Source organism: Arenibacter aquaticus, from assembly GCF_003957295.1.
Lineage (GTDB): Bacteria > Bacteroidota > Bacteroidia > Flavobacteriales > Flavobacteriaceae > Arenibacter > Arenibacter aquaticus.
The window spans coordinates 154,437-181,244 of sequence record NZ_RQPJ01000001.1; the positions used below are offsets into that span (position 1 = coordinate 154,437).

The following is a 26,808-nucleotide window of genomic DNA, read 5'->3' on the forward strand; positions in this document are numbered from 1 at the left end:
TTAAACAATATGGACCTGAGGAATAAAAGGTTACTACACATCTAAAAATTGCTTCTTTCGATTGCTCATTTCCAAAGCGGTATAATCTAACTTCCAACCAATGGTCTCCACAATTTTTTCTATTAAAAGAATAGCCTCCAAAGCCTCTTTATTGGCGGTATCCATCAAACCACTTTCCGGAATCTTTTCCTGTATATGTTGCCTTGCCTCGGCATTTAATTTGGTTAGATCCGCCGGGGTAAAGGCATTGAACAGCCCATTCTGAATATCATAAAATTGTAATTCTGGAGAAATAGACAAAATTTCCGGTTGTGGAAAATTGGTGAGGATAATTTTTTTCTTGTCATTATCGGCATGCAACTGAACTTTTTTCAGATCAAACCCAATATGAGCCTTGGCATTGATCACTATCAAGGCCTTCTTTTTACTGCTGACCAGGCTCAAAAAGCGTTCTTTGGTATTTTCATAGCGGTAAATCTCGGCAAAATCGCCCTCAACCGTAATCAACTTACAAACACTTTTTATCTTGTCCAATAATATATCGGATTGATGTTCGGTCAATTCCCGTTTCTTTTTCTTTCTAAAAAAGGAAAATACCCAATACATGGCAATAGCCCCCAGTATAAGGCCTGAAAAAAGTTCCAATATATCACTCATTTGTTCTGCCTATTTCTCCTAAATGGGTGTATTTAAACCCCTTGTTATATTTAAGTCCGTAACCCAAGACCCTATCCAAGGAAGCATGGGAAAACAGGATTACCCCTATTAATTGTAGCAAAGGTAAGGAAAGATAGACCCCAATAAAATAGATAGCTATTGCCAACCCTTTATGATGGAACAAATTATACCCCATAGCACCTGCCTTGTCTCCCATAAGATACCCCAGCATACCAATATCTGGTGCCAAGATTAAACCGGCAAACCACCACCAGCTATAATCCAACAAACTAAAAAGATATACGCCCAAAAGCAGCATCAAAAATTCTTCCAACTTTATAAGTATGCGCATGGCAGAAATAATATTATTCTTCAATCTTATACAGCACCGGTCTACTAGGCGTGGCATCGTTCTCAAAGGAGGCCAATTGAAGGTTTAGAAAATACTTACCGTCTTTTATGGAATTAGCCACATAAACAAACTCGGTTATAGTGGCATGCAGGCGACGTTTGCCATGGAAGTTCCAAAAGGTTTTATGGGCCATCAAGGCTCCTTCATCCTTTTCCTTATCCACAGAAGGAAGGTCTACCAATAAATGTTCTATTCCCTTATCCACCAACAATTGAGCAGCATCCTCCAACAAATAAGGAGGATTGGTTTTGGCGTATTGCCGGGTCATCTTCTCCTTTAGATTGGGAATGGTCCTAATAATTACCGCCTCCCTTTTTTTATTGCCCAAGGCATACTGTAATTGCTTTTTGGAAATCACAAAATCGTCCTTTATTTTCTCTGGGGCTATGGTAATGACCTCTGCCATAAAAAAATACTTGGTCAGACTTTTGTTGACCGAATAGAATTCCTTGCTAATATGCCCTACACATTCGGTGTGGGTACCATGGGCATGGGGGTTAAAATAAATGTTGTTAAAATTGACGGAAGCCCCTTCGGTAACCTTACCCACAAAGTCGCCCTCGCTATGGGGCTCAATTTTTGGTGGCCCTACATACCAAGCATTTACATTGGAGTCCTTGCCTGTTATAGGAATGGAAATATCCAAAGGCTTAGTAAGATCTATTTTGTAGTTTTTAGTATTGTGCTTTATAATTGTTTTCATATATGCTGAACTTGTTTCAGTATCTCTTATTGTTTTATTAGTTATTCAAATCGTTGCCTTAAAACTATCAATTCCGGAATCATTTCCTTTATCACATTCCATTTCCCGTCATTATGCCATTTTTTTATCTGCTTTATGCTTTTAAAGGCATTTCCAATCATCTTAAATTCTTCAAAATAAACAAAAATTTTAAGTTGATATTTCTTTGTAAAAACTTAAGCCAGACCTAGACCAAAAAGCCTTAGTGGTTTAACAGCATTTTTAGTCGCCCCGATATCATAAAAGGTATAAACCTCAGGGCAAGCCCCGAACCTAATAAGAGTAATCAAACCAAGGGTCGAGGTAATGTACTTAGATCCCGCCGAAAAAGGCGGGATTAATTCAACTCAAAATTTTCTGTGCGTTTCACCAACTTATCAAAATTAAGTTTCACTAATAAATTTCTTGTTGAATTACCAAGGATATAGAAATATCCTTTTGTCATAAAAAGAGCTTTGATCATGAGATCATGATCAGGACAAGTTAACCAAAAATAAATCGGCTGCAATCCCATCGCTTAGAAACTTGCCTTTTTTCGACACCAATATATGATCCTTCTCTATATAAAGTAGTCCGTCTTCTAATTTTTTTTGGGCCTGTTCCATCAAATAAGCATAAAACTCCTGTCCAAACTCGGTTTTTATTCGCTCTATGGATACACCCCAAATGGTCCGCAAGCCGGTCATCACATATTCGTTATAACGGTCGGTTTTGGACAACACCTCTGTTTCCGATGGCAGTTCGTTCTGGCCTATTGCTCTTAAGTACTTACTGTTGTTGCCAACATTCCACCCCCTCCTAAAACCGTCGTAGGAATGGGCAGACGGACCTATACCCAGATATTTCTTTCCTTGCCAATAGGCAGTGTTATTACGGGAAAAATAGCCCGATTTTCCAAAATTTGAAATTTCATAGTTCACAAATTCCGCTTTCTCCAATTTCTGGACAAGGATATAAAAATGAGCTTCCGCCAATTCATCATCCACTGGGGGCACCAATCCTTTATCTATAAATACTTTTAAAGCCGTTTTAGGTTCTACGGTAAGGGCATAGCTGGAAATGTGGGGCACTCCAAAGGCCAAGGCCTTTTCTATATTGGATATCCAACGCTCATTGGTCATGCCGGGGATGCCATAAATTAGATCAATGGAAATATTATCAAAATATTTCTTCGCTAGTACAATACAATCCTCCGCTTCTTGGGCATTGTGCGCCCTGTTCATCATTTTTAAATCCTCCTCAAAAAAAGATTGAATCCCAATACTCAGCCTATTAATTGGTGATCTGCCCAATTCTTCTATTTTCTCTTTGGAGAGATCATCGGGGTTGGCCTCCAAGGTTATTTCGGGCTCCCTTACCACATTATAGTTACGGTTAATTGCCTCAATTATCTGGTCTATTTCGGCCGTATCCAATACTGATGGCGTTCCCCCGCCAAAGTATATAGTTTGCACCAACTCCTCCTTAAACTCGTCCTTCCGAAGCTCCAACTCCTTAATCAGTGCCAATACCATAGCCTCCTTCTTCCCCATATTGGTGGAAAAATGAAAATCGCAATAGTGACAAGCCTGCTTGCAAAAAGGAATATGTATGTAGATGCCGCTCATTTTTTTTGGTGGTCAGTGGTCAGTGGTCAGTGGTCAGTGGTCAGTGGTCAGTGGTCAGTAAAATTAAACTATTTGGAACCAAACTTCTCAGGGTTATTAATCATAAAATAGATTAGTCTCCCTATTTCTTGACTTTCACTTACCATCTCATCAAATATTTCCTTGCTTATATATTGACATTCCATTGCATATTCCATCCATACTTGGGTTTCTAAATTCTCAGCATCGCTATCTGTTAGTTTATTGATAAAATATTTTGGATAAAGTCTCTTTGCATAAGCTTCGGCAATATTTGCCGAAACACTTCTGGAAGATCTTCTTATTTGATCGGTCAAGGAATATCTTTCTTCTCTCGGAAATGTTTTTGAAATTTCAAAAATCTTCATCGCCAAAGCAAAAGATTTTTTATACGCCAATAAGTCCTGAAACCTCATAACTACTGATTACTGTTCAATACATCAATAATAAATCTTCGAAATAATTAGCAAAAAGATCCGACCAAAATTTTCACGATTCGCTATTACCTTACTATTTACTTATTACTGATTACTGTTCACTAAATCCGTCAATCTTCACTTTTTTACCCTACCAACATTTTGTTTTACAAAAGCATCCCAGCCGCTATAACTTTTGCCTACTTCTATTCGGCCTTCGTTATAAAAATGACATACGGCTGCGGCAAGGCCATCTGTACTGTCCAGGTTTTTGGGGAGCGACTTTAATCCCAAGACACTTTGCAGCATTTTGGCTACCTGCTCCTTACTGGCATTCCCGTTACCGGTAATGGCCATTTTAATTTTTTTGGGCAGGTATTCGGTAATTGGGATTTCACGGGATAGTCCCGCGGCCATGGCCACGCCCTGTGCCCTGCCCAACTTGAGCATGGACTGCACATTCTTACCGAAAAATGGTGCTTCTATGGCTATTTCGTCCGGGTGGTAGGTGTCGATTAGTTCTATGGTGCGCTCAAAAATGAGCTTTAGCTTGGTATAGGGGTCATTGTATTTCTGAAGTAGGAGCTCGTTCATTTGAACAAACTCCATTTTCTTGTTCACCACCTTAATGAGTCCAAAGCCCATAATGGTAGTTCCGGGATCTATCCCCAATATTATCTTTTCGTTTGCCAATGAAGGAATTATTTTAGGTTTATACCGTTGTTTATTTCGAATTCACAATAATGGGAATCCTAAATTTTGAGGATACGGGCACCCCTCGCTTTAGCGCTGGTGACAAGGGAGGCAGTCCTTTTAGGCTCTGTGTAATGATACTGCGAAATCCAGGGATCTGATTTTCGATCTCCTCGTTGCGCTGCACTTCCAAGACCGATATTTCACCCATATGATCTACCAAAAAATCTACGTAAATGGTGGTATTGATATTGGACACCAACTGAAACTCAAAGTCCTCCAATGTTGCCACGTATTGTGTTAATAGGGTATTTTGAAAACAATCCAATTGCCCTGCCTTGTCCAACATTTCATCGCAGTTATCAAATAGTGGATAACGATCTACCTCATTAAAATTTATATTGCGCATTTCCTCATTTACCAATTCTTGGGTTCTTTCCTCTTTGGAAGTAAACCAGTCGCAAGAGGTAAAAAGACAAAAACAAGCCAAAACCGCAACTTTCCTCATGTATGCCAGATTCTGGGCGAAAATTACAATTTTTTGATCAATTTAATGGATGTATGCTTCAATTTCCTCCAGTATAGACTTATCTTATAGGCTACTATTTTAATGAAATTTCCTTTGGAATAGTACAGTGGTAATCTTTTAGATAGAAATGTCAGTGTTTACTTATTGGTAATATGGTATTTCTGTTGATCCGAAACAACAAGTATAGTAGTAGGCAATCCTTTGTAGCGAAACGTTCAGACTTTCTACGTAGGCACGAGCGTGACGCCTGTCTGCCGACCGAAGCAGGCTCGCGCCAGCAATGGAATTTTTAAGTTTTAGATATAGCCGGCCAAGTTCATATGTTGCCAATTCTTGGGATTCATTTTTCTGGACTATATTTTCATACTGTAACATTGCCTTCTCGTAATTTCCAATGGCATTGTAGGCCCTGGCAATCTGCAATTTAGATTTTGGACTTGCCACCTTTGCATATTCATTTATAGCCGTGGTGTAATTTCCTATAGCATACAGGCTATCGGCTACCGAAATGTCCGATAATTGTGCTTCGGCATTAGCTAACACTAGCACAAAAACAATTGGAAATATTGTTTTCATTAATTTATCGTGATTTAAAAGGAATCCGAATCATGAAAGGCACCTGGGCTTTTTTCCCCTTGTGTTCCCCTGGGGTCATCTGGGGCAACAAAGAAATTATACGGGCAGCCTCATCTTCCAAAAGTTTATTAGGTCTACCACGCATTTGAACATTGCCTATGTTTCCATCTTCCAGAATAGTAAAATGCACATATACACGCCCCTGAGCGCCCTTTTCCTGTGGTCCTTCAGGATATCTAAAATTCTTTCCAACATGATTTACCATCATGATTTTAAAACAAGCCCTTTTATCTTCTGCATCCTCACAACCGGGAAAAACGGGCACCTTTTCTACCTCTACAAAAGGAACACCTCCAACATTATTTTCGACAGGCATCGCGAGCTCCTCCCTTAGCTCAGAAGTATCTTCGTCTGTCAATTTAAATGTTATTGGGATTGAAAAAGGCACTTGAACTTTTTTTCCTTTGTGCTTCCCCGGAATCATTTTGGGCAACAAAGAAATAATTCGGGCTGCCTCATCTTCCAAAAGTTTATTGGGCCCACGCATCCGAACATTGCCTATGTTTCCATCTTCCTGAATAGTGAACATCAAATTTACCCGCCCTTCAATACCCTTTTCATGGGCTTCTTTAGGATACCTGAAATTTTTGCTAATGTGTTTCTGTAACTTTTGATTAAAACAGGCTCTCATATCCCCTGCATCCTAGCAACCAGGGAAGACTGGAACTTTATCTATAATAGCGAAGGCCACATCCACAGTGCCATCACCATTCTCCTTTGTACCAAATTCATCTCGTCCCTGCAGTTTAAATGTGATTGAGGTGGAATACGCTACTCGCACTTTTTTTCCTTTATGTTCCCCAGGGGCCATTTGTGGTAGCAAAGAAATAATACGTGCCGCCTCACCTTCTAAAATTTTATCAGGTCCACGCATTCGAACATTGCCAATACTTCCGTCTTTTAGAATAACGAACATAATATTCACCCTCCCTTGTATCCCTTTTTCCTGAGCTTCTTGGGGGTATCTAAAATTCTTACTTATATGCTTTTGCATTTGTTGTTGAAAACAGGCCCTTTTATTATCCGCGTCTTCGCAACCGGGAATGATTGGAACCTTTTCTACCTGAGAAAAAGGAACATCAACATCGCCTTGATTAGGATTACTAAGTTGAGGCATTTTGGTTTTTTTTATTAACTGTGCATCGCCAGTAGCTTGTTCTTCCTCAGAAATTCCATTTTCTTGGGCCTCTAAGGAAGTATACACCAACATTCCTACTACCAACGGCACCAACAATAGATACTTTAACTGCCAAATTCTCTTTGATTTTGATTTTTGCAACATGACGATTCGTTTTTTGACCTGTCCCTAGTTACCACAGCAGTAATTTGCATTTCCTTATTCCACAAGAATTCCTGATAAAAAACAACATCTTGGGGCATTATATTTTTTTAAAGGCTCTACCTTTACCCAATACAATGCCAATAATACATAAAGGCATAGGCACCTATATGATGCACCCTGTTCCATTAAAAAAGGTCTCCCGTTTTAGCAACAGATCGTAGACGATCAAAAATAATGCCTGAATTTCAATTCATTCTCTGATATACTGTATCACCCTCTAAAGTTCTTTGCTGTTACTGTAGTTTAAAAGTAATTGGCAGGGTATATGTCACCCGCACCTTTTCTCCTTTGTTTTCCCCAGCTGTCATCTGGGGCAACAAAGAAATAATGCGGGCTACCTCATCTTCCAAAAGTTTATTAGGCCCGCGCATCCGAACATTGCCTACGTTTCCGTCTTCCTGAATGGTGAACATCACATTTACCCGTCCTTGAATACCCTTTTCTTGGGCTTTCTCAGGGTACCTAAAGTTCTTCCCTATATGTTTTCGTATCTTATTACTGAAACATGTCCTAGAATCCTCTACACCCGCACATCCAGGAAAAACCGGGGCTTTTTCAATTGAGGAAAACAAGACTTCGCCTTTAGTTAGAGGCATAGGGACTTCCACAACTAGTTCTTCTGGTATAAACTTTATACTACTTGGGGCATCCGAATATCCTACTATGACCATCTCCTCTAACATTTCTATTTTTTCTGATAGATTTCCTTTGACATTTACTTCCTCTGGCATTTCTTTTAATTCAAATATTTTATTTCCGGAATTGGCTTCAGTTTCACAAGATGTATAAACCATAATTCCGATTAATGTTGGCACTAACAATAAATACTTTAACTGCCAAACTCTCTTTGATTTTGATTTTTGTAACATGACGATTCGTTTTTTGATTAATGATGATTTAAAAAATTGATTGATGAATGAAATATGTTGGGTCTGGAAGACCTGTGACAACAGCAATTGATACTGCTCCGCCTTATGGGTCTTGGCCACTTTTGCATCGGCGATGAACTCGTGCAATTCGGAAACCCTATTTTGATATACATAGACCAGGGGATTGAACCAGCCTACAATGCGCATCAGCTCAAAGAACAACAGATCCCAAGAATGTCGTTGTTCTATATGCACCAGCTCGTGCTGAATGATGCTTTTATGTTCCTTTTCCAACACCTGGTCCCCTAAGAAAATGGACCTGAAAAAAGAAAAGGCCATATTACTGTTTCTAACCACTACCCTGGTGAAGTCCTTAAAATAACGGATTTCTCCTTGGCGTTTTAGTCGGTTTATCTGGTATAGTTTATATGTGAACAATAGCGCAGCAATGACCACCCCCACATAAAACACAACCTCTGTTGCCGAAAGATCAAAAGAAGAAGCGTTTTCCGGAGCAACAACCACCCCTTCCGACATGTCCATGCCCCATAAATATTCAGGATACACAAAATACTCAGAAGATACCGCGGTCTTAAAAGCTTCTATCTTTAACCAGGGCAGTATTAAGGAAAGTACAAATGTCCCGATCAGGTACACCCTATTCCACTGAAAAAAGGTCTCCCGTTTTAGAAACAGATCGTAAATGATCAAAAACATTAGCTGGAATGCAATGCATTCTAATATATACTGTATCATTCCTTCTCTTTTTTAATGTCCTTGAGGATAGATTCCAATTCCGATAGGCTCATATCATTCTTTTTCATAAAGAAGGATACCATACTTTTAAAAGAACCCTGGAAATAGCCGTCCACCAATTTGTTAATGGACTGGTTTCCATAATCCGATTTCTTGATCAACGGAAAATATAAATAGCCCCTGCCCTCCTTCTCATGGCCCACAAACCCCTTGCTTTCCAAAATACGGACAATGGTAGAGACCGTATTATAGGCCGGTTTGGGTTCTGGAAGTACGTCAATAATGGCTGCCACGTTGCATTTCTGCAACTGCCATAATACCTGCATTACCTCCTCCTCTGCTTTGGTTAACTGCTTCATTTAACTAAATTTTTAGTTGAACACTATAACAAATATAACTAAATATTTAGTTTAAACTAATGTTTTAGTTCAAAAATTAGATTTGAGGCTATTGATGGCGTCCAGCTCTTACTCGAATTTTTGCAAGCTGAATTCTAAATAGGCACGAGCGTGACGCCTGTCTGCCGACCGAGGCAGGCTCACGCCAGCGACGGACACGAGCGCAACGCCTGTCTGCCGACTGTGGCAGGCTCCCGCTAGCGACAGGGGTGACTACTCCCGTCCTTTTCCGATCCATGTAACAAATCATCCCTATCTTCGTCTAACAGGAAACCTAAAAAAACCTATGGATATTGTTTTACTGATTATAGGATTTGCCCTAATGTTCATTGGAATATTGGGTAGTTTTCTTCCGGTACTTCCGGGTACTCCAATAAGCTGGGTAGGCCTACTCCTACTCTACCTTACCAAAGCAATTCCGGACGATTGGACCTTTTTGGGCATTACCTTGGCCGTCGCCTTATTGGTCTTTGCCCTGGACTACATCATCCCAGTCTGGGGGACCAAAAAATTTGGAGGAAGCAGATGGGGAATGGTCGGTACCACAATAGGTCTTTTAATAGCCCTATTCTTTCCTATTCTTGGCTTTATAGGTATCATCGTATGGCCTTTTTTAGGTGCTTTGGCTGGAGAAATGATCAACAAGGCCGATCAAAAAAAGGCCCTAAAGGCCGCTTTTGGTTCTTTTCTAGGTTTTATAACCGGAACCTTCCTTAAATTTCTGGTAACGGTTATCTATTTGGGGATATTTATATACAAAGCATGGGAATACAAGTCGGACTTATTTCCCTTTTTTAATTAAGCAATACCACTACATCCAGGTAACTTTATCCTTCCAGGGCCCTTTTTCTACTTCTGGGATATCCTCATCATAATGGCCCATATAGAAAAACCCAAGACACACCTCCCCCATTTTCAATTCAAAAAAATCATCCATGTGTTTTATAAGCCCGGGTGAACTCCAATAACAGCCAATACCCATTTCTGTACAACAAAGCCACATATTTTGTACAGCCATAGCTGTTGCTGCTACCTCTTCCCATTCCGGTACACTTAACTGTGGATCTCTCTGCATGCAAATAGCTATTACAGCCCCCGCCTTTTGAGGGTTTTGTATTAACTTTTCTACCTTAAATTGTTTGGGCTTAGGTTCTGTCTCCATATACTTTAAGGAAAGAAACAAGCCAAGCTTTTCCTGGGACTCACCCTGTAACACTTTAAAACGCCATGGTTCGGTCTTCTTATGGGTAGGTGCGTAATTCGCTGCCTCCAATACCTTTTCTATAGCCTCCTTACTAACAGGCTTGTTGTTATATTGTGTCGGAAAAACAGAGCGTCTCTTTTTTATTATATCAAAAATCATATCTTTTCTTCATTTAGTGATTACAAACTAAACCAATTATTTACCCAACTTAGAACGGTTTAACAGCAAATTAATACAATGCCGTAAGGCAGGATTCCTATTATCTTCTTTCCAAACTACCGACAGGATGGCCCTTTGAGGAATATTCCTTAGTTCTATAAACTTTACCTTCATCTGAAAGCCGTATTGTAATGAGGTTGGCACAATGGCTATACCCAAATTATTCTCTACCAGCTTAAAAATAGTCTGGGCGTGAACAGATTTATGGGATACCTTGGGCGTAAAACCAGCATCCTCACATATACTCATTACCGTATCATAATATAAGGGACTATAGTCTTGAGCGAACAAAATAAAATTCTCTTCTGCCAACTGCCCAACGTCCTTAAATTCCCTGGTCAACATGGGATATAATTCTGGCAAGACAACAGAAAAGGTATCGGTATATACCGGCTGAATATTCACCCCATCCGGCACCCTTGCCATACGCACAAAACCCATATCCAGTTTATCCCTCATTATGGCATTCATTTGGGCCGTATTGGACAGCTCCTCCAAGCTGGACTTTATCCCCGGGAAATTTTCCTTCAATCCAATCAAAAGGTCCGGAATCACTTCTTGCATGGCCGAACCTAAAAATCCAATCCGTACCTCTCCAAAATTACCATCACTAATATGTTTTAACTGCTTTTTGGTAACGTCCAAATGGTTTAGAATAAATTCCATTTCACCTTTTAGGTATTCCCCAGCCGCCGTCAAGGCCACTTTCTTTTTGCTCCTAACAAACAGTTTAACATCCAATATTTCCTCCATTTGCTTTATTTGCCTACTTAAGCCAGGCTGTGAAATACACAACTTTTCGGCAGCTTTCCGGTAATGTAACTCCTCAGCCACAGCTAAGAAATAATTAAAATGTCGGAGTTCTAATTGATAACCCATAGTTATTAGGTATATATATAAATGGTATTGGCGATTATCAAACTTAATCAATAATTTTATAATGCAAAAAATTAGCACATGGCAACTTCAAAAAAAACATTTTTTTTCGGGGAAGACCACTTAAAGGCCGGACTAGCTATAGAAATTGCCAAGGGAACGATAAAAGGACAAATCTCTGCAAAAGCTAGGAAAAGAATTAGGGCAAGTTACAAGGCCGTGGCACAAATTGTAGAGAAGGGCAAACCTGTTTACGGAATCAATACCGGATTTGGTCCCTTATGCACTACCAAGATCTCCAAATCCGAAACCAAAATATTACAGTCCAACATCCTTAAAAGCCACAGTGTTGGTGTTGGCCCTCCCGTTGAAACGGATATCGCCAAACTAATGCTTATCCTAAAGGTACATTCCCTAGCCAAAGGCTATTCGGGCATAGCGGAAGCTACCTTGGACCGCATAGTATGGCATATTAACAACGATGCCATACCAGTGGTTCCTTCCCAAGGATCGGTAGGGGCATCAGGGGACCTCGCCCCCTTATCCCACTTATTTTTACCCTTAATTGGTTTAGGTAAAGTCCGATATGTTAAAAAAGTCATTTCAACAGCACAACTATATAAAATTTATGGCCTAAAACCCTTGGAACTGGGACCCAAAGAGGGACTGGCTCTAATTAATGGTACTCAGTTCATAGCAGCTCATGCGGTAAAAGTATTGGACAGGATGAAGGCCTGTCTTGACCAAGCCGATATTATTGGCGCCATGATGATAGAAGGATTACAGGGCAGTGTGAAACCCTTTTTTAAGGAATTACACCAACTTAGACCCTTTAAAGGCAGTATTCATGTAGCTACTAGAATCCGTTTTCTATTGGAAGGTTCCGAAATTATGGAGGACCATATTGACTGTGAAAAAGTACAGGACCCCTATTCCCTAAGATGCATCCCCCAAGTGCACGGCGCTTCCAGAAATGCCTGGTTACACCTAAAGGAATTATTGGAGGTAGAATTAAACTCGGTCACGGACAACCCTATCATTATTGATGAGGAATTAACTATAAGCGGAGGGAATTTTCACGGTCAACCTTTGGCCATGGCCTTGGACTATGCTTGTCTGGCTGCTTCGGAGTTGGGAAATATTTCGGACCGACGTATTTATTTGGCCTTGGAAGGAAACAGTCCGGGAGTACCCAAATTATTGATGGAAGAAACCGGGATCAATTCGGGCTATATGATACTGCAATATACCACTGCAGCCTTGGCCAGTGAAAACAAGGGACTGTGCTTCCCGTCCAGTGCAGACAGCATCCCTACTTCCTTAGGACAGGAAGACCATGTAAGTATGGGGTCTATAAGTGGCAGAAAAGCCCAGAAAGTCTTGGAAAACGTAGAAAAAATACTGGCCATAGAACTCCTGACCGCAGCACAGGCATTTGAATTTAGAAAACCCATGAAATCTGGCCTGTTGTTGGACAAAGTCCATAAAATGGTCCGTAAAAATGTAGCCTTTGCAGAAAAGGACAGGGTTTTCTCCGATGATATTGAAAAGGGCATTGATATGATTAAAAAGCGGACTATAATACGAACCGTACAGCAGGCTATACAACGCCATAAATTGAAAATTGACAGTCCGTACGAAGACCATTTTGGAGCGTATTAGCCCATAGTTAGGTTACAAAAAATAGACAAAAAAAATGAAAAAGTATAGGCTAATTGGCCCTTTTAAACAAATCGTAACAATGGCAGGATTGCCCCAAAAAGGGGCCATATCCGATGAACAACTCAGTCTGTTTGAAAAAGCAGGCATTATTACAGAGGATGAAAACATTTATGCCGTGGGACCTTATGCTGAAATGGAAACAGCGGCAAGAGCCCTCAATGCACAGACCATATCTATCCCGTCCAATATGGTATGCCTTCCAGGCTTCATTGATTCCCATACCCATATTTGTTTTAGTGGCAGTCGGGCCAAGGACTATGCCCTGCGGAATTCAGGTAAGACCTACCTTGAGATTGCCAAGGCCGGTGGCGGTATATGGGACACGGTCACCCAGACAAGAAAAGCCACCAAAGCCTCACTAATAGAAGGCATCAAAAAAAGAGCGAGCGCACATCTTTCCAGAGGTGTAACGACCATTGAGGTAAAAAGCGGCTATGGACTGTCTATAACCGAGGAGTTAAAAATGCTCAGGGCCATTGCTTATGCCAATACGGAATGTGAAGCAGATTTAATATCTACCTGCCTGGCAGCCCATACGATCCCAAAAGATTACCATGGTTCTGCAAACGATTATCTATTGGAAATTAGCTCGGAATTATTTCCCATTTTAAAAAAAGAAAACCTCAGCACCAGGATCGATGCTTTTTTGGAAGAAGGCGCCTTTTCCCCAACCATGATTGCGCCTTATTTTAATAAGGCCAAAGAAATGGGATTTCATATTACCGTGCATGCAGATCAATTTTCAACTGCAGGTAGTGCCACAGCAGTGCAATACGGAGCCATTAGTGCAGATCACCTAGAGGCAAGTACAGAAAAGGAAATTGAACTTTTAGCAAACAGTAGCACTGTGGCCACTGCCCTTCCCGGGGCCTCCATAGGGCTGGGCTGCAACTTTGCCCCTGCACGCAAATTATTGGACGCGGGAGCTACATTGGCCATTGCAAGTGATTGGAACCCGGGATCGGCACCCATGGGAAACCTACTTACCCAAGCGGCTATACTGGGAACCTTTGAAAAGCTCACCAATACAGAAGTATTGGCCGGCATAAGTTATAGAGCAGCAACAGCCTTAGGCCTTAAAGACCGAGGCAAAATTAAAGCCGGATTGCTGGCGGACTTCATCGCATTCCCAACAAGCGATTATAATGAAATACTCTACCATCAAGGTATGCTTACCCCCAGTATGGTCTGGAAAAGAGGAAAATTAGTGACCAATAAAGCTATTTAAAGAAAAAATACCATGAAGACAGCTAGCTTTAAAGCCCAAATATTACAAGGTATTCCCAAGGAACTACCCATAAAAAAAGAACTTTCCTCGGATGTCAACAGGGCTCCCAAACGTAAGGACATCCTTAGTTTGGAGGAGAAAAAACTGGCTATTCGAAATGCCCTGAGGTATTTCCCCGAAAAATGGCACCCTATCTTGGCCAAAGAGTTTGCAGAAGAACTCAATACATATGGCAGGATATATATGCACCGTTTTAAACCAGACTATCCTATTTATGCCCGCCATATTAACGAGTATCCGGCAAAAACCACAGAGGCAGCCTGTATTATGTTGATGATACAGAACAATTTGGATCCTAAGGTAGCCCAACACCCAGAAGAACTTATTACCTATGGCGGTAATGGTTCTGTTTTTCAAAATTGGGCACAGTACCTACTTACCATGAAGTATTTGGCCACTATGACCCATGAGCAAACCCTGCACATCTATTCTGGCCATCCCATGGGACTTTTTCCGTCCTCCATAGATGCGCCTAGGGTTGTGGTTACCAACGGAATGATGATCCCCAATTATTCCAAACCGGACCATTGGGAAAAGTATAATGCCCTTGGGGTTACCCAATACGGACAAATGACAGCCGGCTCCTATATGTATATAGGTCCCCAGGGAATAGTTCATGGCACCACCATAACCGTCTTAAATGCGTTTAGAAAAGTGTTGAAAAAAGAAGAATCCCCTGCCGGCAAAATATTCCTCACCTCTGGATTGGGAGGTATGAGTGGTGCCCAGCCCAAGGCCGGTACTATTGTTGGCTGCATTACCATCTGTGCCGAAGTAAATGAGCTAGCCGCCAAGAAAAGACACCAGCAAGGCTGGGTTAACGAACTGATTAACGACTTGGACAAACTTGCTCTGCGCACCAAACAGGCCATACAACAAAAGGAAGTAGTTTCCCTTGCCTATATTGGTAACATTGTTGAAGTATGGGAAAAATTTGATCAAGAAAATATTACTGTTCACCTAGGTTCTGACCAAACCTCATTGCACAATCCTTGGTCTGGGGGCTATTATCCGGTAGGTCTCACTTTTGAGGAATCTAACCAACTTATGAGTACAGATCCGGAGGCATTTAAACAAAAGGTACAGGCATCTTTAAGGAGACAGGTTGCCGCCATTAACAAACATACCGCCAAAGGGACCTACTTTTTTGACTATGGCAATGCTTTTTTATTGGAAGCCGCCAGGGCAGGTGCCGATATCCTATCTGCGGATGGCAGCTCCTTTACCTACCCCTCTTATGTACAGGATATTTTAGGGCCACTGTGCTTTGACCTAGGATTTGGTCCCTTTAGATGGGTCTGTACCTCTGGAGACCCTAAAGATCTGGAAAAAACCGACGCCATAGCCTTGCAGCTTATGGAAGAGATGCTTAACCGTTCCCCTACTGAAATTAAACAGCAAATGCTAGACAATATCCAATGGATAAAACGTGCTGCGGCCAACAATTTAGTGGTTGGTTCACAAGCCCGTATTTTATATGCTGATGCCGAAGGAAGACTAGAAATTGCCAAAGCTTTCAATAAAGCTGTAGAAAGCGGTGAAGTAAAAGCTCCAATTGTCCTTGGAAGGGACCACCATGATGTTGGCGGAACCGATTCCCCTTATAGAGAAACCAGCAACATTTACGATGGAAGCCAATTTACTGCTGACATGGCCATACACAATGTAATAGGGGACAGCTTTAGAGGTGCCACTTGGGTTTCTATCCACAACGGTGGTGGTGTAGGTTGGGGCGAGGTTATAAACGGTGGTTTTGGTTTGGTTTTAGACGGTAGTCTGGAGGCAGAAAATAGACTAAAAAACATGCTGCCCTATGATGTAAACAACGGCATATCCCGCAGAAGCTGGGCCAGGAACAAACAGGCTTTGTTTGCCATTAAACGCGAAATGGAACGAACTCCTAGATTAAAAGTCACACTTCCGCATTTAGTGCAGGACGAGCTATTGGAAAACATATTTTCACAGCAATAAAACGCTTTGTGTGCCCCAAAAGAAAATACTTCGCAGGATGGGAGGTGTGTCCGACCCAATACAGAGTAAAAACTGATAAGTACAAATGTCAGACAAAATTTTATTAATCCCCCCAAAAGTGCTACTTTTAGGTATCAAAATCAACCAAAATATTTTTTCATGAATATCAACTAAAGGATTGATCCTACATTTTATTTGGAACAACTATTTAATAACCAACCATATTAAAAAATGACCCCCTGTCCAATTTGTAGTAGCCCCAAAACCAAATTACAATTCAAACTAATTTTTAATGTACACCACTGCTCCCATTGTGGCTTTCAATTTTGTCCGGATGCCAAGTTTAACAAATCACTTGAATCCGATTTAAATGAGGACACTAGGGAAAGGGCCTTGCTAAACCTTAGAAAAGAAAACTTTCAACGGATCATTAATTCCCTTAAACAGCACAGGAACAGCGCCAACACCCAAGGTCTTGAGGTAGGCCCAGGGTACGGCTGGTTTTTAGAGGTATGCAAGGACCACCAGATAGATTGCGAAGGTATTGAACCCGAAACACGTTTTAATGAGCTTTACAAACAAAAAGGTCTTAGGGTATTCAATGGCTTTTTCCCTCAAGACCTACCACAAAATTCTGATTACGATTTTATTGCTTATAATGATGTTCTGGAACATTTGCCAGACCTCAAGGGTATCATGAGTTCCAATTACAGGCTTCTTAAAAATCAAGGTCTGCTCATCGTAAATTTACCTATTCAAAGTGGAGTAATCTACTTCATCTCTAAACTGGCCTACCATTTTGGAGTAAAATCCCTTATGAATAGAATGTGGCAATTTAATTTTCACAGTCCACATTTGAGCTATTTCACTAAGCGCACCTTACGGTCATTTGCCGAGGAAAGTAATTTTGAGCCGATAGAATCCTTTCCTATGAAAACAATTAATATATCGGAAATTTCAGATCGAATCAATCAAGACAAGCAACAGGGAACTATCATGGGCATGGCCGCAAAAATTGGCGTTTTTTTATTATTTCCATTTTTAAGTCTATTCCCGGACACCTATTGTTTTGTATTTAAAAAACGTGAATAACAAAAACACCACATTTTGGCAAGGTTCAAAAGGGCAATAGTTATGCTAAAATATCGTTACATAATAAATTTGACGTGAGTTCGATTTAAAACATAGTGAAAAATCTTAACACGGATTATTTAAGTTTAATGTTTCTGTTCTCGTGGACTATACATTAACACTAAAAAATTTACCGAATTCACTTCAATTTAGTTTGTTTAAATTGTAGCAGGGTTGTCGCTTTCCGTAATACATTATTCAGATAGCGATTGTCCAAAAACTATAAATTCACCAAACTCGATGATTACATTATTTACTAAATTTACGACTACCATCTACCGATTCACCGGATATAAAGGTGATAATACGAACGCTTTCAACAATCCCATTTTCATCTTACTGAGTGTTATTCTGGTGCTGACCATGTTGTTGGCCTATTCCAATCATTTTTCCAACGGATTTCAATTTGACGACAATCACACTATTGAAAACAACAAGGCAATACAGAACATAGATATATCTGCCTTTTTTAAAGATCCGGCTACCTTTAGCACACTTCCTTCCAACCGCTCGTACAGGCCGTATACCACCTTGGAAAATGCTATTGACTATCAACTGGCGGATGGTCTGCATACTGAGGCATTTCATATCCATATTTTTATATTTTTCCTTTTTACCTGTGCAGTACTCTGTCTTTTTGTTAAAAAACTTCTAGACCAATTGGAGTTTTCCAAAAACAATCAGTTTTGGGGATTATTGGTAGCGGCTTCCTTTGGACTGCTCTGTGCCAATGCAGAAACCGTGAATTACATCATTCAACGATCGGAAATTGTAGCTGGCTTTTATGTGCTATTGGGTTTTGTAGCATTTTTAAGTGGCGGGATATGGCGAAAATGGCACCTATATCTTATATTTCCCTTTATAGGCTTCTTTGCCAAGGAAATGGCCTTGGTTTTTTCTCCCTTGTTGTTCCTATACTTTTTAATTTTTGAGGAAGAGGTAAATCTGTTGCAATTCTACAGGAAAGAGGAGTTTAAAAAGTGTATCCGCTCCTTTGCAAAGGTGTTTCCTTCTTTTATATTGACCTTGGCCTTTTTAATATTTTACTTTTCCATGTTACCGGACACATTTGCTCCAGGTGGTGTTGATCGTTACAATTACCTTATAACACAGCCTTTGGTAATGTGCCACTACATACTAACTTATTTTATACCTTATAACCTTTCTGCCGATACGGATTGGGTAGCATTTGAATCTATTTTGGATTACAGGGCCATAACGGGCATTGTAATGATAGCACTTTTGATATTTATTGCCCTTAGAGCCTCCAAGAAAAAAGAAACCAAATTGTTTTCTTTTGGGGTATTATGGTTCTTTATTTCACTTTTACCATCCTCTTCGGTACTCCCCTTTGCCGAAATTTTAAACGATCACCGCAGTTTTATCCCCTATATGGGACTCACCATAGCGTTTGTTTTTGGCGTACATTACCTTCTAAAAAACTATTCCCCAAAACTATTGGTTCAACAAAATGGCCAGTTGGCCATGATACTTGTAATATCTGTATTCCTTCTTGGCAATGCATATGGCGTATACCAACGCAACAAGGTATGGAAAGACGAACTTAGCCTATGGAAGGATGTGACCATAAAAAGCCCTAAAAACGGTCGTGGGCATATGAACTATGGCCTTGCCCTGATGGCTCAAGGAGATTACACCAATGCGGAGCTATCTTTTAACAAAGCCTTGGAATTAACCCCCTACTATTCCAGCATATACACCAATCTGGGCATCCTTAAAAATGCCACGGGCGACAAGGAAAGCGCTGATAAGTATTTTAAAAAATCCTTATCCCTTAATGACTCCAACCATAAAACCAAATACTTTTACGGACGAAATTTATTTAGGAACGACCGATTTAAGGAGGCGGTAGATCAATTTAAACAGGTTAACCAAACGGTACCCAATTACATTGACACTCATCAATATATATTAAAATCTTACCACCATATGGAAGATTGGGCACAACTTCGAAATTTTAGCGAGGAAATATTGAAATCATGGCCAAAGGACAGCACTGCCACAAAATACCTGGATATTGCCGTAAATAAAAAATCTGTTCTGCAGGTCATTGAGGAAGAAGTGGCCAACGCCCCCAGCCCGGAAAAATACCTTGATTTAAGTTTTAAATATTACAATGAAGGGGATTATGAAGGCTGCATAAGAGCGGCAGAAAAGGCCAAGGACCTAAAACCAGACTACCCTGATGCCTATAACAATATTGGTATTGCCCATTACCATTTATTTAATTACGATTTGGCCATTGAGGCATACAATAAGGCCTTGGAGTTAAACCCCTCCTACCAACTTGCGAAAAACAATTTAAATAATGCCATTAAACGAAAAAACAGATTGGCCACCGTAACAATAAATTTATCCAAGACCCAACTATCCGATCATTTTGTAAATATTAGTTTTGAATATTATCAGGAAGAAAAGTACAAAGAGTGTATCGCCGCTGCACAAAAGTCTATCTCAATCCTTCCCAATGCCAGTGCCTACAACAATATTTGTTCTTCTTATAACCAACTTCAAAAATATCAAAGGGCCGTGGACGCCTGTGAGGAAGCATTAAAACTGGACCCTACTTCCCGATTGGCAAAAGGCAATTTAAACTATGCCCGGGAACAACAAGAAGGCAAATAACCCAACCTAAATTTCAAGGCAAACATGGAAACACAAAACTTCACTACACATAAAATAGCAGTTGTTATCCCCTATTTTAATGCGTCCAAAGAAATAGTACGGGTCATTTCCAAGTTGCCGGACTACCTGCACAGTATTATCATTGTAGACGACCAAAGTCCCGCCCCCCTACCCAAGGAGGAAATTGAGAAACTAATAAACCCAAAAACGAAGGTTTCCTTTTTACAGAACGAAGTAAACCTAGGAGTAGGCAGTGCAACCAAAAGAGGGTTTAAAGAGGCTCTTAAAATTGGGTCGCATCTTATCATCAAGATCGATGCCGATGACCAGATGGATCTAAAATACCTTCCAGATTTACTGAATCCCTTACTTTTAAATAAATGTGATGTAACCAAAGGCAACAGATTTAAGGACTTAAAAGCCCTGAGATCTATGCCCATCGTTCGTAGAATTGGCAATTTAGGATTATCCTTTCTTATTAAGGCCGCTACAGGATATTGGCATAATTTTGATCCTACCAATGGCTTCTTAGCCCTTAGAGCCGAGGTTTTGAAAAAGCTGGATTTTTCAAAACTCTCCAACCGCTATTATTTTGAAACATCGCTCCTGGCCCAACTTTATTTTGAAAAAGCCAACATAAATGATATTCCCATGCCAGCTATCTACGGGGATGAGAAATCCAATATGAAAATATGGAAAATGCCTTTCGTTTTTGGGGCCAGATTAACCAACACTTTTGTAAAACGGATCATAAAGGAATATTTTTTATACGATTTTAATATTGGATCGGTGTATCTCTTGTTTGGTTTTCCTCTTTTTATGTTCGGGCTTATATTTGGTATTTGGGAATGGATATATTATGCCAAAATAAACACCTTTGCCCCTACAGGAACCATTATGATCATTACCCTATCCATTATTTTGGGTTTCCAACTTATTCTGCAAGCCATACAATACGATATTATCAATGCACCGAAACCCAAAAAGTAAGGTATTGGAATATTTGCTAATTTCACCTAGATGTTGATCAACGTCCATATGATATTATTCATTGGGCATTTAACCTCCTAAACACTGTAATATGTCCAACTATCGTAAAACAGACCCCGGACTTTGGACCGGAAGAAAATCGGACTCCCAACTTTATCTTCATGAAAAGGTACAGTGTTTGGATTTTGGGAAAATGGAATTTTCCTCCCTTCGGGGTGATAATTTTGCGTTACTGGGATATGCCAGTGACCAAGGGGTCATAAGAAACCAAGGTAGAAAAGGAGCTTCCAAGGGTCCGGATTCCATACGTCAACAACTGGCAAAAATGCCACATCATTTAAATGACGGAACCTTGTTATGGGACATTGGGAACATTCACTGTGAGGACGGGAATATGGAAAAAGCCCAGGGTGTACTGGGCAAAATAGTGACTTCAATATTACATCAAGGATGGTTTCCCATGCTACTGGGAGGCGGACACGATATTGCCTATGGCCATTACCTTGGTATAAAAAGTTACTTGAACGCCCAAGGCAAGAACCAAACTCTGGGCATCATCAACTTTGACGCCCATTTTGACCTCCGGTCTACCGAACATGCCAATACGTCCGGCACCCCTTTTTATCAAATTGCAAGGGACTGCAAAATGGAAAATAATCCGTTTAAATATATGTGCCTGGGAATTAGGAAGGATTCCAATTCCAAAACCCTTTTTCACAGGGCAAGGGACCTAGGTGTCCCCTATATAGAAAAAAAACATTTTAACCTGCTTCACCTTAATAATATCAGGTATAAATTGGAGCGATTTATTGGTGAAGTCGATGTGATATACACTACAATTGACTTGGACGGATTTTCCTCGGCATACGCAGCAGGGGTCAGTGCAGCATCCCCAATGGGGTTCTCTCCCGAAATGGTTCTAGAATGTCTGGAAATTGTTATAGATTCCAAAAAATTGATAAGTATGGATATCGCCGAAATGAATCCCACCTATGATCAGGATCATCAAACTGCAAAATTAGCGGCCTCTCTAATTCATTATGTAATGCACAACAAAACATAAACAACTATGTTGGAAGAAGGTTCTATTCTTCTAACCAGGAGCGGTAATATTTTCCGTCATCTATATCCAAAGCCGCCTTTGTTAATTGCAGTGGCCTAAAGGTATCGATCATCACGGCCAGTTCTTCCGTTTTAGACTTTCCTATACTAGCCTCGTAGGTTCCGGGGTGCGGACCATGGGGAATTCCTGCCGGATGTAAGGAAATATACCCCTTGTCTATATTTTTTCTGCTCATAAAGTCCCCATCCACATAATAAAGTACCTCATCAGAGTCTATATTGGAATGGTTGTATGGTGCCGGAATGGCATCAGGGTGATAGTCGTACAATCTGGGCACAAAGGAACACACCACAAAGGCCCTCGTTTCAAAGGTCTGGTGAACTGGTGGCGGCTGATGTACCCTTCCTGTAATAGGTTCAAAATTATGTATGGAAAATCCGTATGGATAATTATACCCATCCCAGCCCACCACATCAAAAGGGTGTGAAGCATAGACCAAATGGTGCAACTGACCTTGCTTTTTTACTTTGATCAAGAATTCGCCCTTCTCATCGTAAGTCCTTAAATTCTGCGGCAACTTAAAGTCGCGCTCACAAAAAGGGGAATGCTCCAAATGCTGTCCAAACCAATTCCTATAACGCTTTGGGGTATATATTGGATGATAGGATTCCACTACCAACAGCCTATTGTCCTTATCGTTAAATTTAATCTGATAAATCATTCCGCGGGGAATTAACAGGTAATCCCCATATTGAAAATCAATTTCGCCCAACATGGTCTTTAAGACCCCACTGCCTTTATGAATAAACAGCAGTTCATCTGCATCCGCATTCTTGTAAAAATAATCGGTCATGGATCTCTTGGGTGCCCCAACCGATATATGGACGTCCGAATTGAACACCAGCACATTTCTGCTTTCCAAAAAATCATTCCTGGTCGGCACTTCCAAGCCTTTTAGAAGCCTAGATTTAATATTATGTGACACTATGGCCTTAGGGCTGGCATCAAAGGCCTTTCCCACTTCTTTTACCATGGTAGGCCTATGCAAATGGTACATCAGGGAAGACATCCCTTCAAAGCCAATGGTACCAAAAAGCTGCTCGTAGTGAAGGGTTCCATCCTTTTTCCTAAAAACAGTATGTCTTTTAGATGGAATTTCACCTAATTTATGATACAAAGGCATTGGATGTAGATATTAGAAGTTCCTTATTAAATGTACAATAAAATGGGGATTAAAAGAAATCTAAAAAAAGCATTGTGCAAAACAACAGCAGTAAACTAGCTATGGGCAAGCTTTGAAGCAACTTATTCTAGAATTAGACTAGAGTGCCTTAGCATAAATGTCTCGATTATCGAGTAAAAACAAAAAAAGCCTCCCATATTGGAAAGCCTTTCATCGGTTCATGCCGACCCAATTTCCATTGGAAATAGTCGACATTTACAACCTTGCCTCAATTTGCATTGAGACACAACACAACAGGACAAAGATAATAAAGGTTTTTAGATTATTGCGGTTTGACCGACCTTATTTGATCATTAAGTTTCTTACTGGCTCTACAAGGGTTTAAGCACAAAATTAAATCCGGATTCCTCTAAATTCTTATACTTATCATGATCAAACTTATATAAAAAAGCCCCTTTTTTGGAAGTAGTCTTGTCCTTTTCATCCAATTTAATCAATAACCCAAATGACAACAACTTCTTTCTAAAATTACGATCATCCAATTTTCTTTGGCAAATAGCCTCATACAAGGATTGAAGCTGGGGAATGGTAAATTTTTTGGGAAGCAATTCAAAACCAATAGGGGCCCTGGTCGTTTTTTGCCTTAAGCGGTCCAAGGCATCGGTAACCATAACATTATGGTCCAGTACCAAATTGGGAATTTCATCTATGGCAAACCATTTTGCTCCGTGCCTTTCCACTTGTTCCTTATCGTAGTCGTTAATTCTGATCAAGGCGTATTGTGCTACAGAGATACATCTGGCACCGGTATCCCTGTCTACATCACTATAAACCTTTAACTCTTCCAAAAAAATGTTTTCCAAGCCGGTAAATTCCAACAACACCCTACGCGCTGCATCGGTAACACTCTCCTCTTCATCTACAAAACTTCCAATTAGTGACCACTCTCCCTTAAAAGGATCTATTCTTCTCCTAAAAACCAATAACTTTAATATCCCTTTATCAAAACCAAACACACAACAATCTGTCGCCACCAGTATTTTTGGTTGTTCGGTATAAGTTCGTTTTTTCTCCAAGGCCAGTTTTTCTCTAATGATCTACGAAAATATCAAAAAATATACTTCATTACCCCATAGGTGCCCTTTTTAAGGTGGCTGAGCATTTTATTTGACCTAAAAGTAACCTAAAACCAAAAACATGTTTCCAACAATGAACTTTCTTACCGGAGCAGGTTTTAACAGTAGTTTTAGCACTCATTTAACAACAATAACCCTTAATTATAAATATCTTATAATAAAAAAAATGAAAAATATAGCTATGTTATGGGTCATAGCAACCACGGCAGTTTTAGTATTGCTGAGCGTTATGGCCAGCTTAAATTTCCCTTTTAATTGGGTATTTTACCTAACGGTAATAGGGCAGGCAATGCTCATTTATACGGTATATAGGGTACTTACCGATGATTATGACACAAAAAAGACATTTGATGATTTCTACGAAGACCACCCCATAGACAGCAGTAATGTTTAATTTGAGGTAGATACCTCTTTTACCCTTTTACTGCTAGGTGGAGTCCCCATTCCCAACTCCTGTATTACCAATAAAGGTATCCGGGTATGAAAGGCCAAGCGTTTCACCACTGGCTCACGGGTCATTTTTTCCACATAACTATGCTGATAGTTAAGCATGGCCAATAAGTGTATATCCAATTCCTCTGCAAATACTTCCAAGGTTTTGGAAACCGAATTTAGTTCTGTAACCGTATGCACATAATGTTCTACCCCACTAAGGTATTTCCGTAACATATTGAGGTTAAACTGCTGCACCTCTGTAAGCGCCTTGATCTGGTATTGAACATGTACAATCCTAATGGCGGCCCTAAAAGATCTGGCCATATCCAACAAAGGCCGTAATTCTGAACTGGTATAAAACCGGTTAAAATCGGTTGCAAAAGCTATTTCTGCTGGTGCCTGGTAGTCAAAATGCTGTGGTACAGCCAATACAGGGCAATTTCTTATAGATTTTATAATCCTTACGGTGTTGCTACCCATAAAAACCTCATCGAGACCAGAAGCCCCTTTTGTACCGGTAACCACTAAATCTATCCGAACCGACTCTATTATATTCTTTATCTCTTCTACCAATAAATTAAAAGAAGATATGGTAATAAACCTGTGTTTGGGGTTTTGGTATTCATTTTCCAAACGCTCTACCAACATACCCAACCCTTTTTCGGAATTGGATTTCACCACATCCTCACAAGCTTTCCCAACCGCAGCAGTTGCCATAAACCTACTATGGGCAATGGTTGGAGTATAGGTGTTAAGTAAATAGAATTCACATTCTTCCTCCTTATAAAGTGAGATTGCATATTTAACTGCATTATATGCATTGGGAGAAAAATCGGTTGGTAACAATATCTTTTTCAAACTATTCCAATTTAAATGTGATATGCCCTATTAGGCTAAAATTATGGGGTAAAATTATAGGAAGTCCAAAGACTGTACTATGACATATATCAGCTTTTAAAAAAGTGCTGGAACCTAATAAATTAAAGTGCTAAAATATACATATACCGTTATGGCCAACACAGGATCAAAGGGCCAAGTAAAAGATAATAGAAATGCATTTCCAACAATATTAATGGCCTTTCGCCATCTCTATGAGTCGTTTCTCATCATAAATACCGATCATTTTCCCCGATGTCTTTATAAGTCCAAGCTTCTTAAAATCGGAAATAATCCTAATGGCCGATTCCGTTGCAGTACCTACCACATTGGCAATATCCTCCCTTGATAAGGTAAGGGACAAATAGCCTTCTTTATCCTCACCAAAATTGTCCCTTAAATAAATAAACGCTTCGGCCACCCTTTGCTTAACGGTCTTTTGGGACATATTTACAATTACATCGTCTGCCTCTTTCAAATCATGTGCCATATGCCTAAGTACTTCCACAGCAAAATCGGGATTACTGCTCAAGGTCTCCTCTATGATATCCTTGGGGATGAAACATACCTCCATATCCTTTACCGCAACCGCACTTAGATTGGATGTTTCCTGGGCAATCACCGAACGTTGTCCCAGGACGGCTCCTTGGGTAGCCAATTTTACAATCTGGTCCTTTCCATTGGGACTTAGCTTGGACAATTTAGAAACTCCGTCCCGCACACAATATACACCATTCAACTTCTCCCCTTCACTAAAAATGGCTTCCCCTTTTTTAACAAACTTGGTAATTTTAGTATCCGATACTTTCTTCAACTCTGCTTTGCTCATTGCCCGCAATGAGTTAAATTGACGAATTATACAGTTTTCACATCTACCCATAACATATTATTTACCTAAGAAAGCAAAGTTACCCCTAATCCCTGGCAGGAAAACTGACAATTGTCATGTTTTGACATGGCAATACTGCTCATCTTTGCAGCAGGTATAAAGCA

At 40.2% G+C, this 26,808-nt stretch carries 27 protein-coding genes; 9 read left to right on the forward strand and 18 right to left on the reverse strand.

All coding sequences use genetic code 11. The features are described from left to right. Nucleotides 1-33 precede the first annotated feature (33 nt). The 12 genes from EHW67_RS00615 to EHW67_RS00670 form a co-directional block, all read right to left on the reverse strand. Nucleotides 34-657 carry a DUF4230 domain-containing protein gene (locus EHW67_RS00615; RefSeq protein WP_126160406.1) on the reverse strand — a complete coding sequence of 208 codons (624 nt, stop codon included), beginning with the start codon at nt 655-657 and terminating at the stop codon, nt 34-36. Next, nucleotides 650-1,009, reverse strand: coding sequence for a DUF4260 domain-containing protein (locus tag EHW67_RS00620; RefSeq protein WP_126160407.1), 360 nt, complete (start codon nt 1,007-1,009; stop codon nt 650-652). The genes EHW67_RS00615 and EHW67_RS00620 overlap by 8 nt, the downstream gene beginning before the upstream one ends. A 13-nt stretch (nt 1,010-1,022) precedes the next feature. Then, nucleotides 1,023-1,772, reverse strand: coding sequence for a cyclase family protein (locus tag EHW67_RS00625; protein WP_126160408.1), 750 nt, complete (start codon nt 1,770-1,772; stop codon nt 1,023-1,025). Between the two features lie 512 nt (nt 1,773-2,284). After that, the gene (gene hemW / locus EHW67_RS00630) at nt 2,285-3,418 is read right to left on the reverse strand and encodes a radical SAM family heme chaperone HemW (RefSeq protein WP_126160409.1); all 1,134 of its coding nucleotides are present in this window, start codon (nt 3,416-3,418) and stop codon (nt 2,285-2,287) included. A 68-nt stretch (nt 3,419-3,486) separates the two neighbouring features. Continuing rightward, nucleotides 3,487-3,852 (reverse strand): four helix bundle protein, encoded by a 366-nt coding sequence (locus EHW67_RS00635; RefSeq protein ID WP_126160410.1) that lies wholly within the window; start codon nt 3,850-3,852, stop codon nt 3,487-3,489. Between the two features lie 138 nt (nt 3,853-3,990). Then, nucleotides 3,991-4,545 carry a crossover junction endodeoxyribonuclease RuvC gene (ruvC, locus tag EHW67_RS00640; RefSeq protein WP_126160411.1) on the reverse strand — a complete coding sequence of 185 codons (555 nt, stop codon included), beginning with the start codon at nt 4,543-4,545 and terminating at the stop codon, nt 3,991-3,993. 31 nt (nt 4,546-4,576) lie between these two features. Further along, nucleotides 4,577-5,053 (reverse strand): hypothetical protein, encoded by a 477-nt coding sequence (locus tag EHW67_RS00645; RefSeq protein ID WP_126160412.1) that lies wholly within the window; start codon nt 5,051-5,053, stop codon nt 4,577-4,579. 162 nt (nt 5,054-5,215) lie between these two features. Then, the gene (locus EHW67_RS00650; protein WP_126160413.1) at nt 5,216-5,650 is read right to left on the reverse strand and encodes a tetratricopeptide repeat protein; all 435 of its coding nucleotides are present in this window, start codon (nt 5,648-5,650) and stop codon (nt 5,216-5,218) included. Between the two features lie 4 nt (nt 5,651-5,654). Next, nucleotides 5,655-6,341 (reverse strand): energy transducer TonB, encoded by a 687-nt coding sequence (locus EHW67_RS00655; RefSeq protein WP_262707155.1) that lies wholly within the window; start codon nt 6,339-6,341, stop codon nt 5,655-5,657. A 12-nt stretch (nt 6,342-6,353) separates the two neighbouring features. Next, nucleotides 6,354-6,992: an energy transducer TonB gene (locus EHW67_RS00660; RefSeq protein WP_238389808.1), complete on the reverse strand. Its 639-nt coding sequence runs from the start codon at nt 6,990-6,992 to the stop codon at nt 6,354-6,356. Nucleotides 6,993-7,285: 293 nt separating this feature from the next. Further along, the gene (locus EHW67_RS00665; RefSeq protein ID WP_126160414.1) at nt 7,286-8,677 is read right to left on the reverse strand and encodes a M56 family metallopeptidase; all 1,392 of its coding nucleotides are present in this window, start codon (nt 8,675-8,677) and stop codon (nt 7,286-7,288) included. After that, on the reverse strand, nt 8,674-9,036 hold the full coding sequence (locus EHW67_RS00670; RefSeq protein WP_126160415.1) for a BlaI/MecI/CopY family transcriptional regulator: 363 nt from the start codon (nt 9,034-9,036) through the stop codon (nt 8,674-8,676). Before EHW67_RS00670 ends, EHW67_RS00665 begins: the two co-directional genes overlap by 4 nt. A gap of 325 nt (nt 9,037-9,361) precedes the next feature. On the opposite strand from EHW67_RS00670, the gene EHW67_RS00675 reads away from it, so the two are divergent. Continuing rightward, nucleotides 9,362-9,877, forward strand: a complete 516-nt coding sequence (locus EHW67_RS00675) for a DUF456 domain-containing protein (RefSeq protein WP_126160416.1) — start codon at nt 9,362-9,364, stop codon at nt 9,875-9,877. 9 nt (nt 9,878-9,886) lie between these two features. Here the strand turns inward: EHW67_RS00675 and EHW67_RS00680 are convergent, their stop codons facing one another. Continuing rightward, nucleotides 9,887-10,438 (reverse strand): nitroreductase family protein, encoded by a 552-nt coding sequence (locus EHW67_RS00680; protein WP_126160417.1) that lies wholly within the window; start codon nt 10,436-10,438, stop codon nt 9,887-9,889. Between the two features lie 36 nt (nt 10,439-10,474). Next, the gene (locus EHW67_RS00685; RefSeq protein ID WP_126160418.1) at nt 10,475-11,377 is read right to left on the reverse strand and encodes a LysR family transcriptional regulator; all 903 of its coding nucleotides are present in this window, start codon (nt 11,375-11,377) and stop codon (nt 10,475-10,477) included. Between the two features lie 78 nt (nt 11,378-11,455). On the opposite strand from EHW67_RS00685, the gene hutH reads away from it, so the two are divergent. The 7 genes from hutH (at nt 11,456) to hutG (ending at nt 22,185) form a co-directional block, all read left to right on the forward strand. Then, nucleotides 11,456-13,036 carry a histidine ammonia-lyase gene (gene hutH / locus EHW67_RS00690; protein WP_126160419.1) on the forward strand — a complete coding sequence of 527 codons (1,581 nt, stop codon included), beginning with the start codon at nt 11,456-11,458 and terminating at the stop codon, nt 13,034-13,036. Between the two features lie 34 nt (nt 13,037-13,070). Beyond that, the gene (hutI, locus tag EHW67_RS00695) at nt 13,071-14,324 is read left to right on the forward strand and encodes an imidazolonepropionase (RefSeq protein ID WP_126160420.1); all 1,254 of its coding nucleotides are present in this window, start codon (nt 13,071-13,073) and stop codon (nt 14,322-14,324) included. Between the two features lie 12 nt (nt 14,325-14,336). Continuing rightward, entirely contained in the window at nt 14,337-16,355 is a 2,019-nt protein-coding gene (locus EHW67_RS00700; protein WP_126160421.1) for a urocanate hydratase, read from the forward strand. A 231-nt stretch (nt 16,356-16,586) separates the two neighbouring features. Further along, nucleotides 16,587-17,447, forward strand: a complete 861-nt coding sequence (locus EHW67_RS00705) for a methyltransferase domain-containing protein (protein ID WP_126160422.1) — start codon at nt 16,587-16,589, stop codon at nt 17,445-17,447. A gap of 279 nt (nt 17,448-17,726) precedes the next feature. Then, the gene (locus EHW67_RS00710) at nt 17,727-20,132 is read left to right on the forward strand and encodes a tetratricopeptide repeat protein (RefSeq protein ID WP_126160423.1); all 2,406 of its coding nucleotides are present in this window, start codon (nt 17,727-17,729) and stop codon (nt 20,130-20,132) included. A 24-nt stretch (nt 20,133-20,156) separates the two neighbouring features. Then, nucleotides 20,157-21,122, forward strand: a complete 966-nt coding sequence (locus EHW67_RS00715; RefSeq protein ID WP_126160424.1) for a glycosyltransferase family 2 protein — start codon at nt 20,157-20,159, stop codon at nt 21,120-21,122. 91 nt (nt 21,123-21,213) lie between these two features. Next, nucleotides 21,214-22,185: a formimidoylglutamase gene (gene hutG, locus EHW67_RS00720; RefSeq protein WP_126160425.1), complete on the forward strand. Its 972-nt coding sequence runs from the start codon at nt 21,214-21,216 to the stop codon at nt 22,183-22,185. A 22-nt stretch (nt 22,186-22,207) separates the two neighbouring features. On the opposite strand, the gene EHW67_RS00725 is transcribed toward hutG, so the two are convergent. Both EHW67_RS00725 and EHW67_RS00730 read right to left on the reverse strand, forming a co-directional pair. Beyond that, complete coding sequence (locus EHW67_RS00725; RefSeq protein WP_126160426.1) at nt 22,208-23,368, reverse strand: homogentisate 1,2-dioxygenase; 1,161 nt, start codon at nt 23,366-23,368, stop codon at nt 22,208-22,210. Nucleotides 23,369-23,739: 371 nt separating this feature from the next. Beyond that, the gene (locus EHW67_RS00730) at nt 23,740-24,444 is read right to left on the reverse strand and encodes an NUDIX hydrolase (protein WP_394343573.1); all 705 of its coding nucleotides are present in this window, start codon (nt 24,442-24,444) and stop codon (nt 23,740-23,742) included. A 226-nt stretch (nt 24,445-24,670) separates the two neighbouring features. On the opposite strand from EHW67_RS00730, the gene EHW67_RS00735 reads away from it, so the two are divergent. Continuing rightward, nucleotides 24,671-24,898, forward strand: coding sequence for a hypothetical protein (locus EHW67_RS00735; RefSeq protein WP_126160428.1), 228 nt, complete (start codon nt 24,671-24,673; stop codon nt 24,896-24,898). Here the strand turns inward: EHW67_RS00735 and EHW67_RS00740 are convergent. Continuing rightward, on the reverse strand, nt 24,895-25,797 hold the full coding sequence (locus EHW67_RS00740; RefSeq protein WP_126160429.1) for a universal stress protein: 903 nt from the start codon (nt 25,795-25,797) through the stop codon (nt 24,895-24,897). The genes EHW67_RS00735 and EHW67_RS00740 overlap by 4 nt on opposite strands. Before the next feature lie 211 nt (nt 25,798-26,008). Beyond that, nucleotides 26,009-26,644, reverse strand: a complete 636-nt coding sequence (locus tag EHW67_RS00745; RefSeq protein WP_126160430.1) for a Crp/Fnr family transcriptional regulator — start codon at nt 26,642-26,644, stop codon at nt 26,009-26,011. Nucleotides 26,645-26,808: the final 164 nt, after the last annotated feature.